This is a genomic window from Microbacterium phyllosphaerae (assembly GCF_017876435.1).
In the GTDB taxonomy this organism is placed as follows: Bacteria; Actinomycetota; Actinomycetes; order Actinomycetales; family Microbacteriaceae; genus Microbacterium; species Microbacterium phyllosphaerae.
In genome coordinates, this window is the sequence record NZ_JAGIOA010000001.1 from 2,384,114 (window position 1) to 2,409,705 (window position 25,592).

A 25,592-nucleotide genomic window follows, 5' to 3' on the forward strand; every position below is an offset into this window, starting at 1 on the left:
AAAAGCAGGATCGTGAAGCTATGTCGAACACACACACGCACCACATCGTCGTCGGCGTGGACGGATCCGATTCCTCTATCGACGCCCTCCGCTACGCAGCACGTCTGGGGAAGGCGCTGAAGGAGCCTCTGCATGTCGTCACGACCTGGACGGCTCCCCCGATCGATCCCTACTTGGCTATCGAGTGGTCACCCTCTGAGTTCGCCCGCGAAGCTCTGGATGAATCGATCCGGGGAGCATTCGCCGGCAACCCACCACACGACCTCACCAGCGAAGTCCTGCTCGGGTCCGCCGCGCGAACCCTGATCGGCCTCAGCAACTCGGCATCGATGCTGGTCCTCGGCAGCCGCGGGCACGGCGGCTTCGTCGGGCTCCTCCTCGGATCGGTCAGCGCTGCCTGCGCGGAACACGCTCACTGCCCCGTCCTGATCGTGCACACGAAGAAGGCGGTCGACAGCGAGCCCTCTCAGTCATCTTCGGGCGAAGACCTGAACCGTTGAGACCAGTCCTGTTGCGGTACCCGATCATCACCCTCACGGTTCTCGTCTTCGTCGGAGTCGTCACGGCGCTGGTGATGGGAGCCGAAAGCACCGGTCATTGGGCGGCCACGATCTACGTCGCCGCATTCATCAGCTGGACACTGGTACGAATGGTGCGGGATGTGCTCCGAGGGCACGTAGGTCTCGACATTCTGGCGCTCGTGGCGATGATCGCCACGTTGGCCGTGGGCGAGTACATAGCCTCGCTGATCATCGTGTTGATGCTGTCGGGGGGCGAGGCGCTGGAGGACTTCGCCGGACGACGAGCAAAGCGCGATCTCTCCGCACTTCTGGACCGCTCGCCTCGCACCGCGCACGTCCTGGAGTATGCGGACGCGGACGCTGGCGAAGCCATTCATGATGTTCCTGTCGACGAGGTCAAGATCGGGGACGTGCTTCTCATCCGGCCCTCAGAGATCGTGCCGGTCGACGGGTCTCTTCTCACGGAGACCGGATCCTTCGACGAGTCGTCGCTGACAGGCGAGAGCATGCCGGTCACTCGTGAGGCGGGCGGAGAGGTGCTGTCCGGGGCGATCAATGGAAACCGGGCGGTGCGTATCCGAGCAATACGGACCAGCGAGGACAGCCAGTATCAACAGATCGTCGCTCTCGTGCGTGCAGCGGAAGACTCCCATGCGCCCGTGGTGAGGCTGGCCGACCGATTCGCCATCCCGTTCACCGCAGTCTCGCTCGTTCTCGCCGGGGCCGCGTGGGCGTTGTCGAGTGATCCGACACGGTTCGCAGAGGTCCTGGTCCTGGCAACGCCCTGTCCACTCCTGATCGCCGCTCCGGTCGCCTTCCTCGGTGGGCTCTCCCGGGCCGCGAAGGCCGGCGTGATCATGAAGGGCGGCGCCGTCATCGAGCAGATCGCCCGCGTGCGTTCCGCCGCCTTCGACAAGACGGGAACCCTCACCCAGGGCCGCCCACGACTCATCGACGTCCGACCCGGCGAAGGCTTCGATGCGGATGAGCTCCTGATGCTCGCCGCCTCCGCAGAGGAGTACTCCTCCCATGTTCTCGCCGACGGTATCCGTCGCGCTGCGGAGGATCGGGGCCTCGCGCTGCGCACCGCCAGCGCCGCACGTGAAGAAGCGACCAACGGCGTCGTGGCGACGATCGACGGGCGCACCGTGACCGTCGGGAAACCCGCCTACGTCACCGCTATCGCACCCGATACCCCCAGGGCCACGCTCGACGTCGGCGAAGCCGCCGCATACGTGGCCGTGGACGGACGATTCGCCGGCGTTCTGGTACTTGCCGATGACGCGCGTCCCGAAGCCGCGTCCGTGGTGTCCTGGCTCCGGAGTCACGGCATCGAACGGATCATCATGCTGACAGGCGACGTCCGGTCGACGGCGGAAGCCGTGGGCCATCGGATCGGCGTCGACGACATTCACGCGGAACTCCTCCCGCCCGAGAAAGTACGGCTCGCTCAAGACCTGCAGCCACGCCCGGTGATGATGATCGGCGACGGAGTCAACGATGCCCCCGTGCTCGCCGCCGCCGACATCGGCGTGGCGATGGGCGCGAAAGGCGCGACGGCGGCCGGCGATGCCGCCGACATCGTGATCCTCGTGGATTCGCTGTCGAAGGTCGTGGACGCCGTATCCATCGGCCGACACACGCTGCGGGTCGCGCTCACTGCGATCTGGATCGGTATCGGGCTGAGTCTCGCGCTCATGATCGTGGCGATGACCGGGATCATCCCCGCAGTCGCTGGCGCGGTCACGCAGGAGTTGGTAGATCTGGCCACGATCCTCTACGCATTGCGGGCGTTGCGGGGCCCACGGGATCTCGCTTAGCGGACCACGACGGTGGCGGTCGCGAGCCGGGCGAGGACTTCCTCGCTGGTGGACCCGAGAAGAAAACGAGCGATCGCCCCGCGCCCGTGAGACCCCACCACCACCAGTCGAGCTTTCGCTGCCCGATCGCTGATCGTCCGGCCCGGACTGCCCCTCTCCACCACGCGATGCACGACGAGGTCCGGATACTGTTGCCCGATCCCGGCCAGCGCGATGGCAAGTGTCTCTTCTGACGCCTGCTGCATCCCTGACAGGTAGGTCGACGGGTAGCCGTGCATACCCACAGGCAGCGGAACGGTCGTCCATGTCGTCACAGTCGTGAGGACGTCGCCACCTCTGTCCGCCTCCTCGGCAGCGAAATCGAGCGCCCGCTCGGAATCAACTGATCCGTCGATGCCCACGACAACGCCGCTGCGGTCGGTCAGATCGATGTCGGGCACCACCGCGACCGGACTATGAGCGCCCGCCGCTATGCGGACACCGTGCAGACCGCGTCGGTGCCCTTTCGACGGACCGCGATGGTCGCTTCCGATGACGAGGAGGTCGCCGACCATCGAGGCATCGATGAGTTCGCCGACCGGATCGCCGCGCCCCACACGCGTGTCCACGGTCAGTCCGCGCGACTGCAACCGAGTCGCCTCACGCGCAAGCATCGTCTCCGTCAACGAGAGAGCCTCCCGGAGCATCTTCCCCTCCCCGACCGCGCCTACAGCACCACCGACGATCGATATGAGGGTGAGTCTGCCGCTGCGGTCATAGGCGCGACGTGCCGCCCACTCGACCGCCTCACGCGAAGCGTGAGTGTCGACGACTCCGACCAGGATGCTCTCCGGCATGGGATCCTACTTTCCGCTCAAGTGCGCGCTCTCGACATCAATCCGACTGGACCCGCACATTGTTCTCGACCTCAGTGATGTGCGGAGAGGCCCACGCGGCACGACCTGCCTGCTCCTTCTCTGCCCACGACCGCACGTGTCCGGACAGGGTGGCCCTGTTCCCGATGACGGTGACGACGATGTGGTTGGCGTCGAGCTGCGCGTTGCGGACAAGCGCGTTCCTGATTCGCGCTTTCGCGTCGGTGGCAGAGACGCGAGCGAACAGCGTCACCCTGTTGTCGACCCGATGCACCCCGCGCAGATGCTGCACGGTTCGCTGCGCGGCCTGGCGTTGGAAGTCCCAGAGAACCTCGCCGGTGAGAATCACGTTGTGGTCCGACACCTCAGCTCTGACTGTGTCGGGGACATTGTCCGCCCACTGCAGCGCACGTCGCACCTCCCGGGCGACGTCCGTGTCCGTGATCGTGATCGAGGCCTTCGGGTGCACGGTCAATGCGTCGACAACCGTCGACACGCCCCTCACACGCCGTGCCGCACGCTTGGCAGCGAGACGCTCCGAATGCTGGTCGACCTCACCAGTGAGGATCACAGCGCCGTCCTCGACGGCAACGCCGATTCCGGCGGCGTCCACGTCCGGGGTCCAGTCGAGTTCGTCCTGAACGGCGGTCTGGATGTCGTGGTCGCTGCGCGCCACGGTGGGAGTGCTCATTGCTCGTCCTCTCTTCGGTGCGGGCGATATCGCGCGCTATCCACAGACTTCCCGACTTCGCGAACCCCATGCAGGGTCATTGGTCCCGCGTAGCGCTGGATCAGAGGCGACCCATGACCGTCTCGGTCATGGGTCAAGGGTGAAAGGACTTCCGACCCAGGCGCTGCGCCCGGGCTGTGTGAAGCTCCGTCCATGCACGAACAACCGAGTCGAATCAGGGTCGTTGAGAAAGCCGGCCCGTGGGGGTTCTTCTTCCTGCTCTGCTACATCGGTGCTGCCATCTATTTCGTTTCGAACTCCAGCGGGGGTTTCTGGGACGTCGCTCTCGGCCTGCTTCAGGCAGCGGTCTGGCCCGTCTACGTGACCTTCCACGTGCTCGGCATCCTCGGGGCGTGACGGCACACCCGGTGTGACGATGCAGATGGTGGGAGAAGACCTGTTCGTTCCGAGTGCACCGCTCTCTCTGTCGAGGTTGTCCATCCGTCGCCGCGGACCTGGATGCATCACATCGAGCTCCGCTCGGTCACCGATGTCGATGAGGAACTTCTTCGATGGGTCGTGCAGGCCTACCAGGAAGCCGCCTAGCTGGCTCCGCACTCGCCCTCGTTCACACTGTCGGTGGGACCTTCGGTCCGGAAGTCATGCTCCCTGCGGGCCATGCTGTCTGGGTGAGGCAGTCAGAGACGATCAGCTTTCTCGGCAAGGTCACAGTGGCCCATGTCGTCACCTACTTCGTGATGGGCGCGGCCGCAGCGGCGATGCTCGATTACGAGTCGGTGTTCGCAGCACCGATCGTGCGTGACTACATGAAGGATTTCGGATCCGTCGCCGTGCTGATCGGGCCGCTGGTGCAGGTTCTCCGTGGTCTTATCATCGCCGCCGTGCTTCTGCCGTTCCGCTCTGCTCTCATACCGCGCTACGGGTGGCTTCGCCTGTGGATGCTGCTCATCGGGATCGGCATCCTCTCGACCGCAGCTGCGGCACCATCATCGGTCGAAGGAATCATCTACACCAGACTTCCTCTGTGGTACCACTTGATTGGCTTGCCCGAGATGCTCGGACAGACCCTCCTCTTCAGCATCGCTACTGCGCTGATAGCCCGCCACCCGACGGGAGTGCTCGCCGCACTCCCGCCGATCTTCGAGCGCCTCCTGCGCGCACTCGTGGCGGCATCTCTGGCGTTCGCCGGCTATGCGGTCGTGTCGGTCCTCTTCGCTCTGTCCGCAGGCGCTGAGATCGACGCCGGGGAAAGCCTCACCCTCAAGGTCCAGGGCCTGTTCATCGCGCCGTTTCTCATCAACGGGATCATCGCATTCGTGGCGACTCACGGCTTGACTGCGCGGGCCCGCCTTGTCGCTGCCCTCGTCTCATTCTCCGCCGGTGTTGTCGTGATCGCCCTCTATCAAGCAGTAGTGAGCGGCGGCACGAACCTCCCTTACGCGCTGATCGCACCCGTTCTTCCCGCGGCCATCCTGTGGGTGCTGATGCCGCGAGAGTCGAGGCGGAGTGGCCCCGAGCCTCTGGCCGACGTTAGATAGCGTCGGGAAGCCGCTTCGGAGATCACGGAGTCAACAGCTGCCGCTCGTGAACGGTTCCGCGCTGCCGCGCCTCCGATGACGGCTCTCGATCCGACGGGTCAGCGTCGACGGCGAAGATCCGACCCTTGATGCTGATCGGTACGAACGTCACCCAGCGCCGGTCAGCGGGCGGAGACGGCTGCGGTGCATAGCCGTCGAGCCGGAGAGCCTCCGATCCTGGCGCGATGTCCTCTGCGTATCCGATCATGGACACGGTGAACGCCTCGCGCGTGTTGTATCCATCGATCTGAACGGACATCAGGCTGTGAGCCAGGAAGTCTCTTGAGCCATTGCCGGAGGCGGCGCAGAACGTGAGGCGACCGTCCTCTATTACGTGAGATACCGGCGTGGCCTCTCGACCAGTCACCACCTGCGCCGCGATACGGACGTCGGCGTCCGCGAATCTGTTCCAGCACTCGTCCTCAGCCATCTCTCTGCACTGTGCAGGGTCTCCCCACGGGGATCCGGAGCGGACTGGTTTCACCATGGTTCCACGCTGGTCCTTCCGACGCGGTGGCGTAGAGTCCAACGTCCCATGTGTGAGGGGATGACTAGCAGTGAGTGCTGTTCGCGGCTGCGCCGCTTGCGTGGGCCGCGTGGTCGACCTTTCCGTGTCGTGCCAGGGGCGCTGGCAGTGGATCTCGAGGAGCTGGGCGCCGAGTGGGACGAGGCTGAGCGCGACGCGCGTAGACGAGTCCGAGAACCCGGCCGGTGCGCACACCCCCTGGCGATACGTCGCCCTTCGGCGATTCCGGCCGGCTGATGCGTCGGACCGAGCCGGAGAGTGCTGACACACCTCCGAACCGTACGCGACGCGTTGATCGTCGTCTGTCCCCTTGCGTGCTCGTCTTCGCGCTCGTGGTGAGCGCCCAACAGATGCGGTCAGCAGGTGCTGCGGATCAAGTTCGGTTGTGGAGTCCGATAGGTAGGTTTCCCACATCGGACCCGCTGGGGCGACTTCCGCAAGACTCGAACGTCCCTCGGGCTGCGGCAAGGACGTACTCCAGGTGTCACATGCGTCATGCCTACCGACCGCCACCGAGGCTGCGCTTTGGGGCACCGCATAGTCGTGGGACCTTGGTCCCGCAGGCCTCCACCGAAGGGGCATAGCCTCGTGCATACGGGGTCGCACCCGGACAGTCGAACAGATCCAGGAGTCAAATCCACGATCGCACCGCGCCATTGACAAGTCACATGGATCGCGCGGGATGGCTGGTGTGACAGAGGCGGTAGTCCGACGGGAGTACCGCCTCGTTCTCTGTCTGAACCTGAAGGTCCGATGCCGTCCCGCAGGACGACGATCTCCGATCCAGGTCAGCGTTTGCAGATTCCAGAACGAACAACACGACTCGAAAGCTGGAGCGTTATGATCGACCGGTTGCGCGTTGTGTCATTGTGGACTCTGATCGCGCTGGCGATCTTCCAGGCCGTATCCGCATTCGCCGGAGGTATCGGCCTCATCGCGACGGCCGGGTTCGGAATGCCTCAGTCCTTTCTCGACGACGGCCCATTCAGATCTTTCGTATGGCCCGGTTTGATACTCATCGGCGTGGTCGGAGGATCCCAAGCTTTTGCAGCCGGACTGCTTTTGGCGCGCCGAGAGTCCGCTCTGCTCTGGTCCGCCGTGGCGGGGTTCGGCATGATCGTCTGGATCTTCACCGAGACCGGGATGATCCGCGGCATGTCCTGGCTGCAGGCGCTCTACTTCGCCACAGGCATCGCCCAACTGGCACTCGTGATGGCGATGCTCGGCGTCGCAGCGTGGTTCCCGCGAGCCTCGTTGTCACCTGCGAGCATGCCCGAGATCTTCGATCGCCAGGATCTTTAGGCACGCTTCGCGGATGACATGTCGCGCCACCACCCGCGCGCAACGAAGACGGATCTGAGCCGAGAGGACCTTCGGCCCCCGTCGGGCACCGAACAACGCGCACGCTGAGAAGCGAAAGGAGTAATCATGTCCATGAACCTCCCACGAGTCGAGTCACACGACGTCGGCGCACAACCGGCATCAGCGCAAGCGTCGGACCGGTCCTTCATCGCCACCTGGATGTTCGCCTGGCTTCTCGGCTTCCTCGGAGTCGACCGGTTCTATCTCGGCAAGACCGGCACAGGAATATTGAAGCTCCTAACCGCCGGCGGCTTCGGGATCTGGTGGCTGATCGATCTGATCTTGACGCTCGCCGGGGTGCAACGCGACAAGGCGGGACGCTTGCTCCCGGACTTCGACGAACACAAGACGATCGCGTGGATCATCACCGCTGCAGGGTTCGGACTCTGGCTTGTCGTGGCGGCGGTCTCCGGCATCTTCGAGCGGATGCCAGACCAGTTCTGGCCGATGATGCCGTGGTGGTACGCGCCCTGACCATCCAGCGTGGCGGGTGCGCGCGGTTCCACGCCCCCGTATTGTCGCGCCGCGGCCAACGCGACTGTGAGAGATCTCAAGCAGTACAGCTACCTGGCGTAGCTAGGACTGTGAGAGCTTTCGGCGCACTGCGAGCGGCCTGGGTGATTAGGTTCGTTGAACCAGCTTCGGCGATAAGGGCAGCGTCGCGGGCACTTCCCTAGCATCACGCGATCATAGGGAGATCTTGAACCGGTAGTGTCCCAATCGTGAATCGGAATATCGCGAGTCTCTCTGTTGCCTTTCTCGCGCTCCTTCTTCTCGCCGGATGCGCGGCTGCTCCCTCGACGAGCGGGCCGGATTCCAGCCCCAGCCCCAGCCCGTCGGCATCGGTGACTGCCGATACGGTCGAGAGAATTGAGAACACTTGGTCAGCGCCGGGAAGCGTGACTCTGGATGCGCTGCCACTCGGCGACGGCAACCTCTCCACCGAAACGGCCGCGGTCGGCTCTGTTCTCTCTTGCCGCCCCGCCAACCCGGACGCTCCCGGTGCACAGGTCGAGGGCCCGTGGATCAATGGCGACACGTGGAACGCGCGCGAGAAGATCGTGGTGCAGGGCGAGGTCTCATGGCCGATAGCCGCGATGTCTGAGGATGTCGAGGGGGCTACCCGGACGATCATCACCAACGGTCTCCCGATGGACTACGTGACTGGAGTGTTTCCTGTCGCGGCAACAGACCCGGCCATTGAATTCGACCGGAACCCCAACGCCATCAGCGAGTCGCTCGAGTACACGTTCTCGCTGCCGATCGCGCCTGCTGATAGCTCCGCCCCGAACTGCGTGGGCACCGGAGCGATCGGCGTGCTACTCAACGGGGTCGTGCTCTTCAGCGCCGTTGACGCTCGCGGAGACGATGCCGTTGCACACGAGGCCCAGGACGTCTGCCAGGGTCACCCCGAGATGACCGGCACCTACCACTATCACGAGGTTCCTACATGCCTGCGAGACAACGCGGCCGGAGCATCCACCGTGGTCGGCTGGGCCGTTGACGGCTATCCGATCGTCGTCGAGCGCGACGCGGGGGGCTTTCTTCCGACGAACGCCGATCTCGACGCATGCCACGGCCGAACGAGTCCGATCATGCTGGACGGAGAAGTAGTCGAGCAATACCACTACTCGGCGACGCTGGAGTATCCGTACACCGTCGGCTGCCTCAAGGCTCCGGCGACCGAAGTCCAGTAGAGGTTTCCGCTGACTCCCTTCCGCGGTAGCCCCGTTGTCCAGTCAACGAGGATGGTCATTCTCAGCTGGTGCCGAGGCCCAAAGGCCACGCTCTCCTTTCGGCCGACACTCGCCAGAATCACCAGGGGGTGCCACGAAGATCGATGTCCCCCGGCGGCCACGCGTCTGCGCCAGCGTGCGGCCTGGCTGCAAAGACGAGTATCGGACCCCCTGAGGACGCCACCGTCGCGCTCGAATCGGTCATCGACACATGCCGCTCCACGGCGTTCACCCGTGACCATCCGGTGCGCTGATAGAACGACACGACCTCTTCTCGGCACCCGAGGTAGCCGAAGTCGATACGATCGTCGTCGCGCATCGCCTGCTGGGCGTGGGTCATCACGCGGCGGCCAACTCCTCCGGAGCGCCAGTCCGGATGAACCAGGACTCCCCCAGTACCTGCGACCCTGACCTCCCTGGCGCCGACGCGGATGAGGCGGCGTTGAAATCCGACGTGCGCCACGGCGAGCGGGCCGCGGAAGATCACCGTGTGCATATCCGCCGGCGAGTAACCGTACGGCCGATCAGGATTCCATTCTCCGTGCTCCGCTCGATACTCGCGGTCGAAGAGCTCACCCAGTGCCGCAGACTGCGATACAGACAGAGCCTCATGCTCGACGGTGACGACATGTTCCATCATTCAGGGTGCACCTTGCGTCCCATTGACGGGGCATTCATCGGCGGCAGCGACATCACCGTCAGTATGTTCCGCCCGTGCTCGCTCGCGGGGCGATCCTGTCCTGAATCCACGAAGCCGAGTTTCGTGAGCACGCGGCGCGAGGCCGCGTTCCATTCCCAGACACTCGCCCACGCTCGCTCATGGCCTGCTGAGACCGCCCATGCGAGAACGGCGGTAGCGGCCTCCGTCGCGTACCCGCGATTCTGGGCGCTGCGCAGAAGCTCGAACGCGATCTCCGGCTCGCCCTCTGCTCCGTTACCGTCGAAGACGAGTCCGCAGTAGCCGTAGACATCGCCGGTCGCGCGATCCTGGACGGACAGGAGGTCGGAGCGCTCGCTCTCCTCGCCCGCGATATGGGCCGAGATATCGGAGACCGTGGGGTGACCCTCGGCATTGAGCTTTCGATGAGCCGGCACGCGTTCGTCGCGTTCGCTCCACAGTTGATGGAACACCTCCGCATCCGCGACAACCTGCGGTCGGAGAATCAACCGGTCCGTCCGCAGTGTCGTTGCGCCCAGCGCTCCTCGAGCGGGGGTCGACGTGTTCTCTCTCATGCCGCCTGTTCGGCCTCGACGAGTTCGGCCAGTGCCGACGTCACCGAGCCCCAGCCCTCGAAGAAGCCGAGGTCTTCGTGCAAGTTCCGTGCAGCGGGATCGCCATGGCGCACGATCACACGGTACATCGTGCCGTCGGGATGCTCGTCGAGCGTGATCTCCGCCGTCATCGAGACAGGTTCGGGCTTCGCGGGCCGCCAGGAGCTGTCGACCACGTTGGTGAAGACCAGTCGCCGCTCGGTCTCCACGACCAGGAAGATCCCATCCGAATGCGGGACGTACTCCCCCGCTTCCTCTTTCATGCTGGTGACGAAACCGCCCCCGGGCTGTACGTCGAGGCGGTCGACGCGTGCCTGCATGGGGGCGGGAACCCACCACTGTGCGAGAAGCTCCGGGTCTGTCCATGCGCGCCACACCGCCGACGGTGATGCCCGGATCGTCCTTTCCAGAGTCAGATCGAGACGCGGGTTGTGGGTTGTGCTGGTCATACTGTCTCCTCCAGGTCGGTCACCAGGGACTCGAGTCGGTCCGTTCGCTCATCCCAGAGCCGGCGTTGCTCGTCGAGCCAATCACCGACGACGGCTAGGCGGTCGTGATCAAGTGTGCAGGTGCGCACGCGTCCGCTCTTCGAGGTGCGGATGAGTCCGCTCTCCTCCAGTGCGCGAATGTGCTTCAGAAACGACGGAAGCGTGATCGCGAAAGGCCGGGCGAGCTCCCCCACACTCGCGGGGCCACGCCCGAGTGAGCGGATGACCTCGCGACGGGTCGGGTCGGCGAGAGCGAGGAACACCTCGTTCACACCGTCATGGTTTGCCATGAGGATAAGTATTGCTCACGCGGAAGGTTAGCGCAAGGGCAAAGTTTGGTCAGGTCTCACCATACAGACGAGTCCTTCGCGGTCATCCCAGGATGCGACCCGTTCGAACCCGCGGGATTCATAGAGCCCGATCGCCGGAGCCCGCCAGTCCCAGACGGACAGGCGCACGCGCCCGGCGGTCAGCGCCAACGCCGCATCCAACAGTGCGGATCCGAGTCCTCGCCCGCGAAGATCCGGATCCGCCCAGAGACGCTTGATCTCGGCCTCTCCTCCGTCGATCCGGATGATCACGACCCCGACGGGCCGCTGCTCGATCATGGCGAGCAGCGTGGTGCAGTCGGCGTAGGAGGCGCGCGGATCGGCCACCTCCCGCTCGTATCGTGGCGGCAGCGCCATGATCGACGCAGGCGGCTCGGCTCGACCGTACTCGTGCTTCTCCGATTCCGTCTGCAGGAGATAGGTGCGGACGAGCGCACTCACCGCAGTCGTATCGGCCTCGTCCCACCGCGATTGCCGGACGCGGATCGACAGCCGGAGTTCGTCAGACGACGAGTGCAGATGGGGCGAGGTCACACCTCTATTCTGCTCTCACTGGGCTGCCCAGACGCCCAGCTCGTTGCCGCTCGGGTCCACGAAATGCAGTCGACGACCGCCGGGGAACTCGTAGGGGCCCTGGGTGACGGCGCCGCCGGCCTCGGTGATGGCGGTGTGCGTGGCATCGAGGTCATCGGAGTACAGGAGCACGAGAGGACCTCCCGCGGGACGCGCCTGGTCGGAGAGCAACAGACCGCCCACCTCTGACCCGTCGCCTGTCGGCGAGGCGATGCCCGCGTAGGCAGGACCGTAGTCGACGAACACCCAGCCGAAAGTGTCGCCATAGAACCGCTTCGCGGTCTCGAGGTCATTGACGACGAGCTCGACGTAGTTGAGGGAGTGGTGAACGGGTGCGGGAGTCATGCGGCCACGGTAGCGAGAGCATCCGACATCCGGAAGGGGACTCTCCGGTGCGGCGCGCGACCGAGGAGGCCGCGCACCAGGAGTAGCGTTGAAGGGTGCAACAGGTTCCCCGCTCCCCCGTGACCGACCCGGGGTGGAGGGCCTGGCTCATCTGGGGCGTGGGCGTCGCGGCCTACGTTCTCGCGATCACGAACCGCACCTCCTTGGGCGCGGTCGGAGTCGAGGCCGCCGATCGATTCCAGGCAGATGCGTCCACGCTCGCGCTCTTCGCCGTGGTGCAGCTCGCCGTCTACGGCGGCATGCAGATCCCGATCGGCATCCTGCTCGACCGCTTCGGGTCCCGCCCGATCATGACGGTCGGCATGCTGCTCATGGCGGCCGGGCAGCTCACCATGGCGCTCTCCCCCAGCATCGGGATCGCAGTCTTCGCGCGCATTCTGCTCGGGGCGGGCGATGCGGCGATCTTCCCCGCAGTACTGCGTCTCGTCGCCACGTGGTTCCCCGCGCAGCGAGGGCCGATCATGGTGCAGTTCACCGGCATCATCGGCCAGGGCGGCCAGCTCATCGCCCTCGTCCCCCTGGCCGCGCTCCTGCACGCGACGACCTGGACGATCACGTTCGGCAGCATCGCCGGGCTCGGCGTGCTGTTCACGATCCTCGTCGCGCTCCTCATCCGCAACCACCCCGCCGCACGCGGCGCCGACGTCTCCGTCGACACCGACACGGGCGTGATCCGCGTCGTCACCTCGGCGATCGACACGGGCGTCGGCATCCGCGCGGCGTGGGCGCACCCCGGCACACGGCTCGCCTTCTGGTCGCACTTCACGACGCCGTTCGCGGGTACGGCCTTCATCCTGCTCTGGGGAATGCCGTTCCTCACCGCAGCCCAGGGCCTCGACACCGCTCATGCGGCCGGGATCATCTCCGTCTACGTGGTCGCCGGAATGGCCTTGGGGCCGATCATCGGAGACCTCTCGAGACGGCTGCCCAATCAGCGCTCGGTGGCGCTCGTCCTCCCTGCGGTCGGTGTGCAGTTCGTCGCGTGGGTCGCCGTCATCGCCATGCCGGAACCCGCGCCGATCTGGCTTCTCTATGTGCTCGCGGTGGCCCTCGCCACGGGTGGTCCGGCCAGCATGATCGCCTTCGACCATGCCCGCACTCACAATCCGTCGCATCGCCTGAGCACGGCGACCGGAGTGACCAATGCCGGCGGCTTCATCGCCGCCCTCATCGCGATCTGGCTGATCGGCCTCGCGCTCGACGTCCAAGGCGCCGGAACACCGGAGACCTACTCGTTCGAGGCGTTCCGGATCGCGTTCCTGATGCCGATCCCCCTTTGGATCCTGGGCGTCGTGTTCATCGTGATCGAACGCAAGCGCACCCGCATCCGGATGGGCCTGGATCCCGAGAAGCGGCGCTGACAGCTTCTAGGATGAGGCGCATGTCCTCCGCCTTCACGTTCTCGAACGACCCGTCCCTGATCGACCGGGACCTGGTGCACCACTGGCTCAGCGTCGAGTCCTACTGGGCGCAGGGCAGGAGTCGAGAGACCCAGGACGCCGCGATGGACGAGTCGAGGAACTACTCGGTGCGCGATGCCGATGGCCGGCAGGTCGCGTACGCCCGCGTCGTCACCGACGGGGTGACCTTCGCGTGGCTGTGCGATGTGTTCGTCGATGAATCCGCTCGTGGCAAGGGGATCGGGCGGATGATCGTCGAAGGAGTCATCCAGGATCTCCAGGACGGGTCGACGGTGAAGCGGATCGTGCTCGCCACGAGCACCGCGGACGGCCTGTACGCGAAGTACGGTTTCGCGGAATCGCCGGGGCCGAACCGCTACATGATCAAGCAGATGCCAAGGGACTGACCGTCCGATCGAGCGGTTCAGCGCCCGGGGCGTCGCAGCGGCGTCCAGCCGAACGGCACCGGGCCGTCGAACGCGGCCCGTTCGCGGTCGGCACGGTCCGACCACCCCTGCGCCTCGCCTGGCGTGTCGAAGGCGCCGCGCGCCACGCGCAGTCCGACGTCCTCGTGGTGCATCCGTGGTGCGCCCCCTCGTCGGACCGAGGCCCGGACGCTCCAGGAGTCGTCGGCGAAACCGCCCCCGCGGAACACGCGGTAGTCGTCGTACCGGGCGGGATCGAGGAGGTCCCAGCACCACTCCCAGACGTTGCCGAGCGTGTCGAACAGGCCGTGGAGATTGGGCAGTTTGCCTCCGACGTCCTGCGGCGTCGACACTCCGTCTGCGCTGGTCCATGCCGCATCGGTGAGCGGCGCATAGTGCGGTCCGGTCGAGCCGGCGCGGCACGCGTACTCCCATTCGGCCTCTGTCGGGAGCCGATAGCCGTCGCCGGTGGCGTCCCAGGTGACGTATTCTCCGTCGAACCGATAGACCGGATCGAGTCCCTCCCACTCGGACGCGGCGTTGCAGAAGTGGACCGCGCGCAGCCAGCTCAGATCCGCAGCCGGTCTGCGTGGGTGCGTCGAGGGGATCGGCAGCACCTCGGCGAGCTGCTCCTCCGTGATCGGGAACACACCGATCTCGAAGTCCTCCACGACCACGGTGCGCTCGACCTTGCGCCGCGCATCGTGCAGAGTCACCGAGCCGCCCGGAATGCGGCGCATCTCGATGTCGGTCACGCCTGGGGTGCTCTCTCTACCCAGTCCGCATACTTCGCCGTGCGTCCGTCCCCGGAGGACGTACGTGTGACGCGCCGCCTCACCCAGGGGCCGACGAACTCCCGGTAGTAGGCGAGGCCGGCCGGGCCACCCGCCGTGAGTGCGGTCGGCGACCACCACGACGACGGTGGCTCGAAGCCGAGGCCCTGAAGCACCCGGGCGGCGACCCGGTGGTGTCCCGCGGCGTTCATGTGCAGCCGATCCTCTGACCAGTACTTCGCATCGGCGAGCTCACGATCGGGCCAGTTGAGCGCGCGCACCACGTCGTCGCGCCCCTCGACCCTGCGAAGGACGGCATCGGAGAGCTGGTCGCCGCGGCGCTGCACGAGCGAACCCATCGGCAACTGCCCGCTGGGGTTCGCGCCCGACAGCAGGATCAGCGTGACGCCCTCTTCGTCGCACCGTCGAAGCACTCGACTGAACGCATCGGCGATGTGTTCGAGATCGGTCCTCGGGCGGAGCATGTCGTTGCCGCCGCCGTTGAAGGAGAGATGGGTCGGGCGCAGCGCCAGCGCCGGCTCGAGCTGCTGCTCGACGATGGGCCAGGCCAGCTTGCCGCGGATCGCGAGATTCGCATAGCTGATCGAGTGCCCGGCGGCATCGGCCCACCCCTGGGCGACCAGGTCGGCCCAGCCCCGCTCGCGTCCGTCCGGCAGCACATCACCCACTCCCTCGGTGAAGGAATCGCCGATGGCCACATAGCGCACGTCTGTCACCACGACAGCCTATTCCCGCCCACGGACATGTGGCCGCGTCAGCGGTCGTCGAGCGCGACTCCCCGTCGATCGACCAGGCCCCACGCCGCAGCGGCCGCCGCCACGAAGCACGCTCCGAACACGGCGAAGAGCACGGGCGCTCCCCCGGCGACCAGGATCACGGGTACGGCGAGAGGAGCCACGATCGAGGCGATCCTCCCGACACCCGCGGCCCATCCGGAACCGGTCCCCCGGAGCGACGTCGGATAGATCTCGGGGGTGACGGCGTACAGTGCGCCCCACGCGCCGAGGTTGAAGAACGAGAGCGCCATGCCGGAGGCGATGATCGCGGCTTCCGTCGTGGACGTGCCGAAGAACACCGCCGAGACGGCGGACCCGATCAGGAACACCGACAGAGTGGTCCGGCGCCCCCAGACCTCGATCAACCAGGCGGCCACCGCGTATCCCGGCAGTTGAGCGAGGGTGATGATGAGGGTGAACCCGAACGAGCGGACGAGATCGAAACCCGCATCGACGAGGATGCTGGGGATCCAGATGAACGCACCGTAGTAGGCGAAGTTCACGCAGAGCCAGACGATCCACAGGCACAGCGTGCGGACGCGGAACTCGGCATTCCAGAGGGTCGTGAGACGCGCCCTGGTGGTGACGGCGATCGCACGAGAGACCGGCTCGCGCCTGATCGCCGGGCCCGGCTCGACACCGGCATCCGCTTCGAACGTCGACACGATCCGATCGGCCTCGGCGATGCGTCCCCGCGAGGCGAGCCAGCGCGGTGACTCCGGCAGGCCCCAGCGCACGATCAGCGCGTAGACGGCGGGGATCGCGCCGAGCGCGAAGGCCCAACGCCAGCCGTCGTCGGATGCGGGGATCACGAAGAAGCCGATGAGCGCTGCGGCCGTCCATCCCAGCGCCCAGAACGCCTCGAGAATGACGATGAGGCGCCCCCGGATACGCGCCGGCGCGAACTCGCTCACGTATGTCGAGGCGACAGGGAGCTCGGCGCCGAGCCCGAGCCCGACGAGGAACCGAAGGACGAGAAGCGCGGCGAGTCCGCCGACGAGTGCGCTCGCCCCCGTGGCGATGCCGTAGATGAGGAGCGTGAGTGCGAAGACCTGGCGTCGCCCGAGGCGGTCGGCGAGAAGGCCGCCGAGCGTCGCGCCGAGAGCCATGCCGATGAATCCGACGGATGCGATCCAGCCGGCATCCGTCTTCGTGAGGCCCCACTGCTGGGTGAGCGCCGCGAGGATGAACGAGATGAGTCCGACATCCATCGCATCCAGCGCCCAGCCGACTCCGGAGCCGGTGAGCAGGCGCAGATGGCGACGCGTGAACGGAAGGTCGTCGAGACGCCCGGCGATCGATGCGCGGCTCGGCAGCGCGGTGTTGGCCATTCCTACATCGTAGGGGCGCACACCGCGCCGCCGAGCCTGTGGCTCAATCGCGGTCGGCGAGCAGCTTGCGCACGCGCGGGATGACCTCGGAACCGTACAGCTCGACGCTGCGCATCATCGCCTCGTGCGACAGGGTGCCCGTGGCGTACTTCATGTCGAATCGTCCGAGTCCCAGCGTCGTGACCGTGTCGGCGATCTTCGCGGCGACGCGATCGGGCGAACCGACGTACAGCGCGCCGGCGGGGCCGATGTCGTTCTGGAATCGAGCACGGCTGTACGGAGGCCACCCGCGCTCGCGTCCGATCGTGTTGTTCATCGCCTCGAAGCCCGAGTACGCGGCCTCCCACGCCTCGTCGTCGGTGTCGGCGATGTGTCCGGGTGAGTGGACGGCGATCGGATGCGAGGTCGTGCCGAACGACGCCACCGACCGGTGGTAGAGGTCGACGAACTGCCGGAACCGCCCGGCTGGTCCTCCGATGATCGCGAGCATCAGTCCGAGTCCGTGTCGCGCCACGCGCACGACCGACTCGGGGCTGCCGCCCACGCCCACCCACGTGCGCAGACCGTTCGCGGTCTTCGGGAAGACGTTCGCGTTCTCGAGAGAGGCGCGCATGGAGCCGGACCACGTCACGGGCTCCTCCTTGAGCAGTTCGACGAACAGCTCGAGCTTCTGCTCGAAGAGCGCGTCGTAGTCGCGGAGGTCGTAACCGAACAGCGGGAACGACTCGATGAAAGAGCCACGGCCGAGCACGACCTCTGCCCGTCCGTTCGAGAGCGCATCCAGAGTCGAGAAGCGCTCGAAGACACGCACCGGGTCGTCCGACGACAGCACGGTCACCGCCGTACCGAGGCGGATGTCCTTCGTCCTTCCGGCGATGGTCGCGAGCACCATCTCGGGGGCCGAGACGGCGAACTCGGTGCGGTGATGCTCCCCCACTCCGAAGAAGTCGACGCCGACGCTGTCGGCCCGCTCCGCCTGCTCGACGATGTTGCGGATCGTCTGCGCTCCTGAGAGGAGCTCGCCGTCGGCGCCCCTCGTGATGTCGCCGAAGGTGTCCAGCCCGAACTCGATGCTCATGTCAGCCCTTTCTATTCAACTGAATGAACACGGTGCGCGCTGGACTCATTCCCTCATCGTGCGAGAAGAGCGGTCCGAAGCGTGTCGAGGCCGACGCCGCCCATATCGAGAGCTCGCTTGTGGAACTCCTTGACGTCGAAATCTGCTCCGCGCTCCGCCTGGTATGCGTCACGCACCTGCTCCCAGATGCGCTGGCCGACCTTGTACGACGGCGCCTGCCCCGGCCAGCCCAGGTAGCGGTTGACCTCGAACTGCACGAACTGGTCCGACATGTTCACGTTCTTGCGCATGAAGTCGAGGGCGTAGTCGGCGTCCCACGTGCCGTCGCCGTCGAGGCGGGGCTTGCCGAGGTGCACGCCGATGTCGAGTACGACGCGCGCCGCGCGCATCCGCTGCCCGTCGAGCATGCCGAGCCGATCGGCCGGGTCGTCGAGGTATCCGAGCTGCTGCATGAGCCGTTCGGCGTAGAGCGCCCAGCCCTCGGCATGACCGGACGTGCCGGCGAGCAGTCGCCGCCACGAGTTCAGCTCGGCACGGTTGTACACCGCCTGTGCGATCTGCAGATGATGCCCGGGAACACCCTCGTGGTACACGGTCGTCAGCTCGCGCCAGGTGTCGAACTCGGTCACACCCTCGGGAACAGACCACCACATGCGTCCAGGGCGCGAGAAGTCATCGGTCGGCCCCGTGTAGTAGATGCCACCCTCCTGGGTGGGCGCGATCATGCACTCGAGGGTGCGGATCGCCTCGGGGATGTCGAAGTGCGTGGCGCCGAGTTCGGCGACCGCGCGGTCACTCGTCTCCTGCATCCAGTGCTGCAGCGCCTCGGTGCCCACGAGCTTGCGCGCGGGATCGGCCTCGAGGTGCGCCACGGCCTCCTCGACCGAGGATCCGGGGAGGATCTCGTTCGCGATCGCCGTCTGCTCTGCGACCATGCGGGCGAGCTCCTCGCGACCCCACTCGTACGTCTCGTCGAGATCGATGGTCGCTCCGAGGAAGCGACGGGAGTTCAGAGCGTAGAGCTCGCGTCCTACGGCATCGACCTCGGTTGCGGCGGGAGCAAGCTCCTCCGCGAGGAAGCTGCGCAGCTCGTCGTAGGCCACGCGGGCGGCCGCGGAGTTGTCGGCCAGGGTGCGAGCGAGGGATGCCGGGAGGTTGCCCTCCGCGGGCGCGGCATCGGCGACGAATGCCGCGAAGAAGCCGTCGTCCGCCGTGTAGCGATCGATCTGCGTGGCGACCTCGACGACCTGACGGCGCGCAGGCGTGACGCCCTCGGCGATGCCGGCCCGAAGGGTCTCGGTGTAGCCCCGGAGCGCGTCCGGTACCGCGGCGAGGCGAGTCGCGATGACCGACCAGTCATCCGCGGTCGCCGTCGGCATGAGATCGAACGCCGAGCGCACGTCCTGTGCGGCCGAGGCGATCACGTTGAGGTCGCGCAGGTGCCACTTCGCGTCGTGCAGCTCGAGATCGAGGCTGAGCTCTGCAGACAGATCGGTCTTGGTCACCTCGTCGATTGCATCGACCGGCTCGAGGGCGGCGAGCTTCGCAAGCGTGGCACGCGTGGCCGACGCGATCTCGTCATGCCCAGCCGGGCTCAAGTCGCCGAACCGGTCGTTGACCTCGTCGCGACCGATGTAGGTGCCGAGTGTCGGGGCGAGCACCGCGATGGTGTCGACCCACTCATCGGCGACTTTGTCGATGGCAGACGGGGTGCGGGGAGAAGAGGTCATCCCTCCAGCGTAGCCCCGCCCCCTCCGCGCAGGATATCGGTGTGGTGCGCGTCGTCGACGATCAGTGCGCGGCCTCGTTCCAGTCGTGACCTCGGCCCACCTGCACGTCGAGGGGCACGGTGAGATCCGCCGCATCGCCCATTCGGGTCCGGACGATCCGCTCGGTCGCGTCCCATTCGCCCGGGGCCACCTCGACCACGAGTTCATCGTGGATCTGCAGGAGGGCGCGCGAGGTGAGGCCCTTGGTGCGCAGATCTTCGTGGATGTGCAGCAGCGCGATCTTCATGATGTCCGCGGCACTTCCCTGGATCGGTGCGTTGAGCGCCGCCCGCTCGGCGTTCTCACGCAGCACGCGGTTCGGGCTGGCGAGATCGGGGAACGGTCGGCGGCGCCCGAAGATCGTCTCGGTGTAGCCGACCTCCTTGGCCTTCAGCACCGACGCACGGAGATAGTCGCGCACCGCACCGAACCGGGCGAAGTACTCGACCATCAACTGCTTCGCCTCGGACTGCTCGATGCGCAACTGCTTCGACAGGCCGAATGCCGAGAGTCCGTAGACGAGCCCGTACGACATCGCCTTGACCTTCGTGCGCATCGCGGAGGTCACATCGCTCGGCTCGACCCCGAAGACGCGCGCGCCGACGAACCGGTGCAGATCCTCGCCGCTGTTGAACGCCTCGATGAGGCCCTCGTCTCCGGAGAGATGCGCCATGATGCGCATCTCGATCTGCGAGTAGTCGGCGGTGAGGAGGGCTTCGTAGCCCTCCCCGACCTGGAACGCGCTGCGGATGCGGCGCGACTCCTCGGTGCGGACAGGGATGTTCTGCAGGTTCGGGTCGGTGCTCGACAGGCGACCGGTCTGGCTGCCCGTCTGCACGTACGTCGTGTGGACACGAGCGTCGGCACCGATCGCCGTGTCGAGCGATTCGATGATCTGGCGCAGCTTCGTGGCCTCGCGGTGCTGCAGGAGCAGGCCGAGGAAGGGGTGCGGGTGCGAATCCTGCAGGTCGGCCAGCACAGCGGCATCCGTCGAGTACCCCGTCTTGGTCTTGCGCGTCTTCGGGAGCTGGAGATCGTCGAAGAGCACCTCCTGCAGCTGCTTCGGGGAACCGAGGTTGAACTCGCGCCCCACGATGCCGAAGGCCTCCTGGGCGAGGCCTTCGGCGCGGGTTGCGAGTTCGCCGGAGAAGGTCGAGAGGACCTCGTGCGACACCGCGACGCCGGCGACCTCCATGTCGGCGAGCGTGATGAGCGTGGGCAGCTCGATGTCCGTGAGGACCTTCGCGACCGACTCGGGGATGTCTTCTCGCAGGGCATTCGCGACACGCAGGGCGAACCAGGCCTCCTGCGAGGGTGTGGCGCCCTCCGTCTCGGGAACCAGCTGCGAGGGATCAGCCTCGGGGAGCTTCTCGCCGAGGTAGCGCTCGACGAGGTCACCGAGCGTCTTGTCGGGGAAGCTCGGGCGCAACAGCCACCCGGCGAGGCTCGTGTCGTAGGCGAGCCCGTTGACGCGGACACCCTGCCGCAGCAACGCCTTCACCTGCGGCTTCGCGTCGTGGATCACCTTGGGGCTCGTCGACTCGAGCCACGGGCGCAGTGCCGCGGCGACGTCGTCGGTCCAGTCGAGTTCGCGGAGTTCCTTCTCGGTCGCCGCGCCCACACGGGTGGGTGCTCCGCCCTGGACGAGGAGCCGTACTGCGACATCACCCGTCTGCGACTCCGCCCACGTGACGAAATCCGATGCGCCGACCTGGACGGGCTCGGGCAGGACGACCGCTGTGGCCGGGTCCTCGGCGACCTCTCCGGCTCCGACCGCATCGAAGACGCGGGGCAGCAGCGTGCGGAACTCGAGGCGGGCGAAGATGTCACGGACGGCCTGCGCATCGATCGGCGCGACCGCGAGATCGTCGGGAGCGACGGGCAGCTCGACATCCGTCAGCAGCCGGTTGAGTCGACGGTTCCGCCGCACGTCCTCGATGTGGTCGCGGAGGTTTCCTCCGACCACGCCCTTGATCTCATCCGCTCGTTCGAGGAGATCGTCGAGCGAGCCGAACTGCGTCAGCCACTTCACGGCCGTCTTCTCACCGACCTTGGGAACGCCGGGCAGGTTGTCGCTGGTCTCGCCGACCAGCGCGGCGATGTCGGGGTACTGTTCCGGGCGCACGCCATAGCGCTCCTGCACGGTCACCGGGTCGTAGCGCTTGAGCTGTGAGACACCCTGAACCGACGGGTACAGCAGGGTCACATCGTCGGTGACGAGCTGAATCGTGTCGCGGTCTCCGGAGACCACGAGGACGTCGTATCCCTTCTCGGCCCCTTGAGTCGACAGGGTGGCGAGGATGTCGTCGGCCTCGACGCCCTCCTTCATCAGCACCGGGATCGACATCGCGGCGAGGCAGTCCTGCAGCAGCGGGATCTGGCCGCGGAACTCCTGGGGTGACTCCGACCGAGTCGCCTTGTACTCGGGGTACTGGTCAGTGCGGAACGAATGACGAGAGGTGTCGAATGCGATCGCCATGTGCGTGGGCTGCTCTGCCTTGATGAGGTTCACCAGCATCGACAGGAAGCCGTAGATGGCGTTCGTGTGCTGGTTGTCCTTGGTCGTGAAATTCTCGACCGGAAGGGCGAAGAAGGCACGATAGGCGAGCGAATGGCCGTCGATGACCATGAGGGTAGGCTTTGCGGAGTCCGTCACCCTGTCAGCCTAACGAGGACGACAGACACCCGCTGAGGAGGATCCATGACCGAGACCGCGACGAGTGCAGGACTCGACTGGGCGACAGCCCGCGGGATGGGCGCACTCGCCCAGAAGATGGGCATGGAATTCCTCGAGTTCACCACTGAGCGTTGCGTCGCGACGCTTCCCGTCGAGGGCAACACGCAGCCGGTCGGCCTCATGCACGGCGGCGCCTATGTGGTCCTCGGCGAGTCGCTCGGCTCGATGGCGGCGAACCTCCACGCAGGCCCCGGCCGGCTCGCGGTCGGGGTGGACATCAACGCGACACACACGCGCTCCGCGACGTCGGGCGTCGTGACGGGTGTCTGCACGCCCGTGCATCTCGGACGCAGCATCACGGTCCATGAGATCGTCGTCTCCGACGATCAGGGCCGACGGTGCTCGACGATCCGGATCACCAACATGATCAAGGATGCTCCCGCGGCACGCTGAGCGGCTCTTCCAGCAGGAGCTGGAACAGCAGGTGGTCCTGCCACTCCCCCGCGATCCGCAGATATCGCGGCGCGAGACCGATGCGTTCGAAGCCGGTGCCGACGAGCACCCGCTGTGACGCGAGGTTGTGCAGCAGCGTCGCCGCCTGGATCCGATGCAACCGCAGCTCGTCGCGCGCGTAGGCGGCGACCTCGGCCACTCCTCGCGAAGCCAGACCTCGACGCAGCTGCGTCGCATCGACCCAGTAACCGAGGTCGGCGCTGCGGAACGCGCCGCGGACGATGTTGTTCAGGTTGACTCGGCCGCGGATCTCGCCGTCGGTCGATTCGATGACGAACCGGATGCTGCGGCCGGCAGCGGCATCATCCACGCACCGCCGCGCATCGTCCTCCTGCCAGGCGGTGGTGAAGAAGTCCTCCGGCCTGAGAGGCTCCCACGGCGCGAGGTGCTCGCGGTTCGCTGAATACGCCTTCGCAAGCGCAACGCCGTCACCGGCGCGGACAGGCCGCAGAACATGCTCCGCGTCGAGCGGCAGCAAAGACTACTTCTTCGGCGCGAGCTGCTCGATGATCGCCTTGGCGACGTCCTGCATCGTGAGGCGACGATCCATCGACGCCTTCTGGATCCAGCGGAAGGCCTCGGGCTCGGAGAGGCCCATCTTCTCGTTCAGCAGCCCCTTGGCGCGGTCGACGAGCTTGCGGGTCTCGAAGCGCTCGACCATGTCGGCGACCTCGGCCTCGAGCGTGATGATCTGCTCGTGGCGAGCCAGCGCGATCTCGATCGCCGGCAGCAGGTCGTTCGGGGTGAACGGCTTGACGACGTAGGCCAGCGCGCCGGCCTCGCTCGCACGCTCCACGAGCTCCTTCTGGCTGAAGGCCGTGAGGAGGACGACGGGAGCGATGTTGCCCTTGTGCAGCTTCTCGGCCGCGCTGATGCCATCGAGCTGCGGCATCTTGACGTCCATGATGACGAGGTCGGGACGCAGCTCGGTCGCCAGTGCGACCGCGGTCTCACCGTCTCCGGCCTCACCCACCACATCGAAGCCGTTGTCGCGGAGGATCTCGACGATGTCGAGACGGATCAGCGACTCGTCCTCGGCGACGACGACGCGTCGGGGTGCGGATGACGTGGGCTGCTCAGCTGCCTGTTCTTGCTCGGTCACAGATCCATCCTAGTGGAGACGACCTCTGAGGACCCCGATGGCGCGGCGAGTGGCCGTGATCACCGATCCTCTGCGATAAAGTCGAAGACGCGACACACGAGCCGGCGTGGCGGAATGGCAGACGCGGAGCACTCAAAATGCTTTGTCCGAGAGGGCGTGTGGGTTCGAGTCCCACCGCCGGCACAACAGGGATCAGATGCTGATCCACACCTCTCCGTCGATCAGCAGATAGCGATCGAGCGCGGGCGCCATGGCCGCATGGAGTTCACGTTCTGCCGTCGCGGGGTGATCTGCCTGCAGGACCGCCTCCGGCACCGTCGCACTGATGATCGCGCCGAGGTTCTCGTCTGATGCGGCCACGGGCATGCCGCCGACGAGCAGCGGCTCGTACGTCCGGTCGCCGTGGATCCGTTCGCCCTCGCGCCCCGCGATCGTCTCTGCTGAGCGGGTCTGCGCGAGGTAAGCGGGAACACAGGCGATCGCGTCGTAGGTACGGAAACGCCGCTTCAGTCGGTAACGCACCCCGATGCTGCCCGGCTTCAGAGGCGGCAGCGAGTCGGACGAGGCCGTCTCGACGAGATCGAGGCGAGACGTGCACGGCTCGACGGACACCGGTCGGGCGATCTCGGGTCGCTCGTCCACGGCGGGTTCGATGGTCAGGTCATCCATGGGTGCGGGGCAGACGTGTCGACGTGCGGAGGTCTGCGCCTGCACCAGAGTACAGGTCTGCGCCTGACAGCCCCATGGCCGAAAGTCGAGGGTTTGCGCGGACCCGCGCCGAACCGGCGCTGCTCATCGCTCGGACAACGCTGCGACCTCGGCGACGACGCGAGGGTCCGCGAGGATCCGGAAATGTCCTCCGGTCTCGATGCGCACGTTCTTGCGCGCACCGATCAGCTCGCTGCCCTCGGGGATGTGCGGGTCGAAGGCGGCGTAGACCGAGACGATCCTCTCGTTCACCTCGAGGTGCGTCGCCAGCTCGACGATCGACGGGTCCGAAGGGGAGAACGCCCACAGCGAGCGGACCGGCAGCAGGCGGGCGTAACGGGATCCGCCGAACGGCGTCGCGACCGCGAGCATCGCACGGATGCGTTCGCCCGAGGCGCCGGCCATGGCGAGCTTCCCCGCCAGTCCGCCCTTGCTGTGCGCGACCACGATCACGTCGGTCATCCGGTTCGTCTCGAGGAACTCCTCCACGACCCGCGCCGCGTCGTGCACCGGCCGCCGATTGTGTTCGAGAGCGTCGAGGACGTGGACGGGATGACCGCGATCATGCAGCGCGGTGATCAGCGGCTGCATGAACCTCCAGGTCTCGTAGACGCCCGGGAGGATGAGGAGCGGCGCAGCATCGCCGCTCGCGAAGGCATCCGCCTTCTGCCGACCGAACGCCGCCCGGAACTGCCAGTAGACGGCGTATGCGTAATCGGCGATCCACCAGCCCGCCTTCTTCACGAGATCGATGATCCACTCCCCTGCCACTCCCGCCGACGCATGCGCGTCGTGCTCGACGATACGCCGGAGGCGATCGCGTGCGCGGCACCGCCCTGGATACGACGAAGGGGCGGAACTGTCG

Annotated in this window: 29 protein-coding genes, 1 tRNA gene and 1 pseudogene; 12 read left to right on the forward strand and 19 right to left on the reverse strand. The window is 66.4% G+C overall.

The annotated features are described in order from the left end of the window. The first annotated feature begins 20 nt into the window (after positions 1-20). Together JOF42_RS11180 and JOF42_RS11185 are read left to right on the forward strand one after the other, a co-directional pair. Positions 21-500, forward strand: a complete 480-nt coding sequence (locus JOF42_RS11180) for a universal stress protein (protein WP_210097923.1) — start codon at positions 21-23, stop codon at positions 498-500. Next, positions 497-2,341 (forward strand): heavy metal translocating P-type ATPase, encoded by a 1,845-nt coding sequence (locus JOF42_RS11185; protein ID WP_210097924.1) that lies wholly within the window; start codon positions 497-499, stop codon positions 2,339-2,341. The genes JOF42_RS11180 and JOF42_RS11185 overlap by 4 nt, the downstream gene beginning before the upstream one ends. On the opposite strand, the gene JOF42_RS11190 is transcribed toward JOF42_RS11185, so the two are convergent. Beyond that, positions 2,338-3,177 carry a universal stress protein gene (locus JOF42_RS11190; RefSeq protein ID WP_210097925.1) on the reverse strand — a complete coding sequence of 280 codons (840 nt, stop codon included), beginning with the start codon at positions 3,175-3,177 and terminating at the stop codon, positions 2,338-2,340. The genes JOF42_RS11185 and JOF42_RS11190 overlap by 4 nt on opposite strands. A gap of 37 nt (positions 3,178-3,214) precedes the next feature. Beyond that, complete coding sequence (locus JOF42_RS11195) at positions 3,215-3,886, reverse strand: BON domain-containing protein (protein ID WP_210097926.1); 672 nt, start codon at positions 3,884-3,886, stop codon at positions 3,215-3,217. A gap of 192 nt (positions 3,887-4,078) precedes the next feature. On the opposite strand from JOF42_RS11195, the gene JOF42_RS11200 reads away from it, so the two are divergent. From JOF42_RS11200 to JOF42_RS11205, 3 genes and pseudogenes are all read left to right on the forward strand, one after another. Beyond that, positions 4,079-4,282 (forward strand): hypothetical protein, encoded by a 204-nt coding sequence (locus tag JOF42_RS11200; protein WP_210097927.1) that lies wholly within the window; start codon positions 4,079-4,081, stop codon positions 4,280-4,282. An 84-nt stretch (positions 4,283-4,366) separates the two neighbouring features. After that, positions 4,367-4,471 (forward strand): annotated as a pseudogene (locus JOF42_RS18285) (DUF5655 domain-containing protein); the annotation flags it as partial. Between the two features lie 83 nt (positions 4,472-4,554). After that, positions 4,555-5,424: a hypothetical protein gene (locus tag JOF42_RS11205; RefSeq protein ID WP_210097928.1), complete on the forward strand. Its 870-nt coding sequence runs from the start codon at positions 4,555-4,557 to the stop codon at positions 5,422-5,424. Between the two features lie 22 nt (positions 5,425-5,446). On the opposite strand, the gene JOF42_RS11210 is transcribed toward JOF42_RS11205, so the two are convergent. Further along, positions 5,447-5,722, reverse strand: a complete 276-nt coding sequence (locus JOF42_RS11210) for a hypothetical protein (protein WP_210097929.1) — start codon at positions 5,720-5,722, stop codon at positions 5,447-5,449. Between the two features lie 1,107 nt (positions 5,723-6,829). On the opposite strand from JOF42_RS11210, the gene JOF42_RS11215 reads away from it, so the two are divergent. The 3 genes from JOF42_RS11215 (at position 6,830) to JOF42_RS18220 (ending at position 9,048) form a co-directional block, all read left to right on the forward strand. Continuing rightward, positions 6,830-7,291: a hypothetical protein gene (locus tag JOF42_RS11215; RefSeq protein ID WP_210097930.1), complete on the forward strand. Its 462-nt coding sequence runs from the start codon at positions 6,830-6,832 to the stop codon at positions 7,289-7,291. Positions 7,292-7,417: 126 nt separating this feature from the next. Next, positions 7,418-7,825 carry a TM2 domain-containing protein gene (locus tag JOF42_RS11220; protein WP_210097931.1) on the forward strand — a complete coding sequence of 136 codons (408 nt, stop codon included), beginning with the start codon at positions 7,418-7,420 and terminating at the stop codon, positions 7,823-7,825. A gap of 248 nt (positions 7,826-8,073) precedes the next feature. Further along, positions 8,074-9,048, forward strand: a complete 975-nt coding sequence (locus JOF42_RS18220) for a YHYH protein (protein ID WP_210097932.1) — start codon at positions 8,074-8,076, stop codon at positions 9,046-9,048. A 118-nt stretch (positions 9,049-9,166) separates the two neighbouring features. Here the strand turns inward: JOF42_RS18220 and JOF42_RS11230 are convergent, their stop codons facing one another. Genes JOF42_RS11230 through JOF42_RS11255 form a run of 6 tightly spaced genes read right to left on the reverse strand, consistent with a single transcriptional unit; the run spans position 9,167 to position 12,094 of the window. Further along, positions 9,167-9,727, reverse strand: coding sequence for a GNAT family N-acetyltransferase (locus JOF42_RS11230; RefSeq protein WP_210097933.1), 561 nt, complete (start codon positions 9,725-9,727; stop codon positions 9,167-9,169). After that, on the reverse strand, positions 9,724-10,320 hold the full coding sequence (locus JOF42_RS11235) for a GNAT family N-acetyltransferase (protein ID WP_245340785.1): 597 nt from the start codon (positions 10,318-10,320) through the stop codon (positions 9,724-9,726). Before JOF42_RS11235 ends, JOF42_RS11230 begins: the two co-directional genes overlap by 4 nt. Beyond that, positions 10,317-10,808, reverse strand: coding sequence for an SRPBCC domain-containing protein (locus JOF42_RS11240; protein ID WP_210097934.1), 492 nt, complete (start codon positions 10,806-10,808; stop codon positions 10,317-10,319). The genes JOF42_RS11235 and JOF42_RS11240 overlap by 4 nt, the downstream gene beginning before the upstream one ends. Continuing rightward, the gene (locus tag JOF42_RS11245) at positions 10,805-11,137 is read right to left on the reverse strand and encodes an ArsR/SmtB family transcription factor (RefSeq protein WP_210097935.1); all 333 of its coding nucleotides are present in this window, start codon (positions 11,135-11,137) and stop codon (positions 10,805-10,807) included. Before JOF42_RS11245 ends, JOF42_RS11240 begins: the two co-directional genes overlap by 4 nt. Positions 11,138-11,164: 27 nt before the next feature. Then, positions 11,165-11,710, reverse strand: coding sequence for a GNAT family N-acetyltransferase (locus JOF42_RS11250; protein WP_210097936.1), 546 nt, complete (start codon positions 11,708-11,710; stop codon positions 11,165-11,167). Between the two features lie 15 nt (positions 11,711-11,725). Beyond that, positions 11,726-12,094 (reverse strand): VOC family protein, encoded by a 369-nt coding sequence (locus JOF42_RS11255; protein WP_210097937.1) that lies wholly within the window; start codon positions 12,092-12,094, stop codon positions 11,726-11,728. Positions 12,095-12,189: 95 nt separating this feature from the next. On the opposite strand from JOF42_RS11255, the gene JOF42_RS11260 reads away from it, so the two are divergent. Together JOF42_RS11260 and JOF42_RS11265 are read left to right on the forward strand one after the other, a co-directional pair. Continuing rightward, positions 12,190-13,515 carry an MFS transporter gene (locus JOF42_RS11260; RefSeq protein ID WP_210097938.1) on the forward strand — a complete coding sequence of 442 codons (1,326 nt, stop codon included), beginning with the start codon at positions 12,190-12,192 and terminating at the stop codon, positions 13,513-13,515. Between the two features lie 20 nt (positions 13,516-13,535). Further along, entirely contained in the window at positions 13,536-13,961 is a 426-nt protein-coding gene (locus JOF42_RS11265; RefSeq protein WP_210097939.1) for a GNAT family N-acetyltransferase, read from the forward strand. Positions 13,962-13,978: 17 nt separating this feature from the next. Here the strand turns inward: JOF42_RS11265 and JOF42_RS11270 are convergent, their stop codons facing one another. From JOF42_RS11270 to polA, 6 genes are all read right to left on the reverse strand, one after another. Continuing rightward, positions 13,979-14,719 (reverse strand): formylglycine-generating enzyme family protein, encoded by a 741-nt coding sequence (locus tag JOF42_RS11270; RefSeq protein ID WP_245341192.1) that lies wholly within the window; start codon positions 14,717-14,719, stop codon positions 13,979-13,981. An 11-nt stretch (positions 14,720-14,730) separates the two neighbouring features. After that, positions 14,731-15,480 carry an SGNH/GDSL hydrolase family protein gene (locus JOF42_RS11275; RefSeq protein WP_210099176.1) on the reverse strand — a complete coding sequence of 250 codons (750 nt, stop codon included), beginning with the start codon at positions 15,478-15,480 and terminating at the stop codon, positions 14,731-14,733. Positions 15,481-15,527: 47 nt separating this feature from the next. Continuing rightward, positions 15,528-16,880, reverse strand: a complete 1,353-nt coding sequence (locus JOF42_RS11280; RefSeq protein WP_210097941.1) for an MFS transporter — start codon at positions 16,878-16,880, stop codon at positions 15,528-15,530. Positions 16,881-16,923: 43 nt separating this feature from the next. Further along, positions 16,924-17,958, reverse strand: coding sequence for an LLM class flavin-dependent oxidoreductase (locus JOF42_RS11285; protein WP_210097942.1), 1,035 nt, complete (start codon positions 17,956-17,958; stop codon positions 16,924-16,926). Between the two features lie 53 nt (positions 17,959-18,011). After that, on the reverse strand, positions 18,012-19,688 hold the full coding sequence (locus tag JOF42_RS11290; RefSeq protein WP_210097943.1) for a DUF885 domain-containing protein: 1,677 nt from the start codon (positions 19,686-19,688) through the stop codon (positions 18,012-18,014). Positions 19,689-19,749: 61 nt separating this feature from the next. Next, on the reverse strand, positions 19,750-22,383 hold the full coding sequence (gene polA, locus JOF42_RS11295) for a DNA polymerase I (RefSeq protein WP_210097944.1): 2,634 nt from the start codon (positions 22,381-22,383) through the stop codon (positions 19,750-19,752). Between the two features lie 45 nt (positions 22,384-22,428). Between polA and JOF42_RS11300 the strand changes: the two genes are divergently transcribed. Continuing rightward, complete coding sequence (locus tag JOF42_RS11300; RefSeq protein ID WP_210097945.1) at positions 22,429-22,857, forward strand: hotdog fold thioesterase; 429 nt, start codon at positions 22,429-22,431, stop codon at positions 22,855-22,857. On the opposite strand, the gene JOF42_RS11305 is transcribed toward JOF42_RS11300, so the two are convergent. After that, positions 22,832-23,395, reverse strand: coding sequence for a GNAT family N-acetyltransferase (locus tag JOF42_RS11305; protein WP_210097946.1), 564 nt, complete (start codon positions 23,393-23,395; stop codon positions 22,832-22,834). The two genes, JOF42_RS11300 and JOF42_RS11305, sit on opposite strands and share 26 nt — an antisense overlap. 3 nt (positions 23,396-23,398) lie before the next feature. Beyond that, positions 23,399-24,019 (reverse strand): ANTAR domain-containing response regulator, encoded by a 621-nt coding sequence (locus JOF42_RS11310; protein ID WP_042536652.1) that lies wholly within the window; start codon positions 24,017-24,019, stop codon positions 23,399-23,401. A gap of 100 nt (positions 24,020-24,119) precedes the next feature. Between JOF42_RS11310 and JOF42_RS11315 the strand changes: the two genes are divergently transcribed. Further along, positions 24,120-24,202 (forward strand) — tRNA-Leu (locus tag JOF42_RS11315). 9 nt (positions 24,203-24,211) lie between these two features. Here the strand turns inward: JOF42_RS11315 and JOF42_RS11320 are convergent. Together JOF42_RS11320 and JOF42_RS11325 are read right to left on the reverse strand one after the other, a co-directional pair. Continuing rightward, positions 24,212-24,688: a hypothetical protein gene (locus JOF42_RS11320; protein WP_210097947.1), complete on the reverse strand. Its 477-nt coding sequence runs from the start codon at positions 24,686-24,688 to the stop codon at positions 24,212-24,214. A gap of 123 nt (positions 24,689-24,811) precedes the next feature. Continuing rightward, on the reverse strand, positions 24,812-25,471 hold the full coding sequence (locus JOF42_RS11325) for an esterase/lipase family protein (protein ID WP_307803590.1): 660 nt from the start codon (positions 25,469-25,471) through the stop codon (positions 24,812-24,814). Between the last annotated feature and the right edge of the window lie 121 nt (positions 25,472-25,592).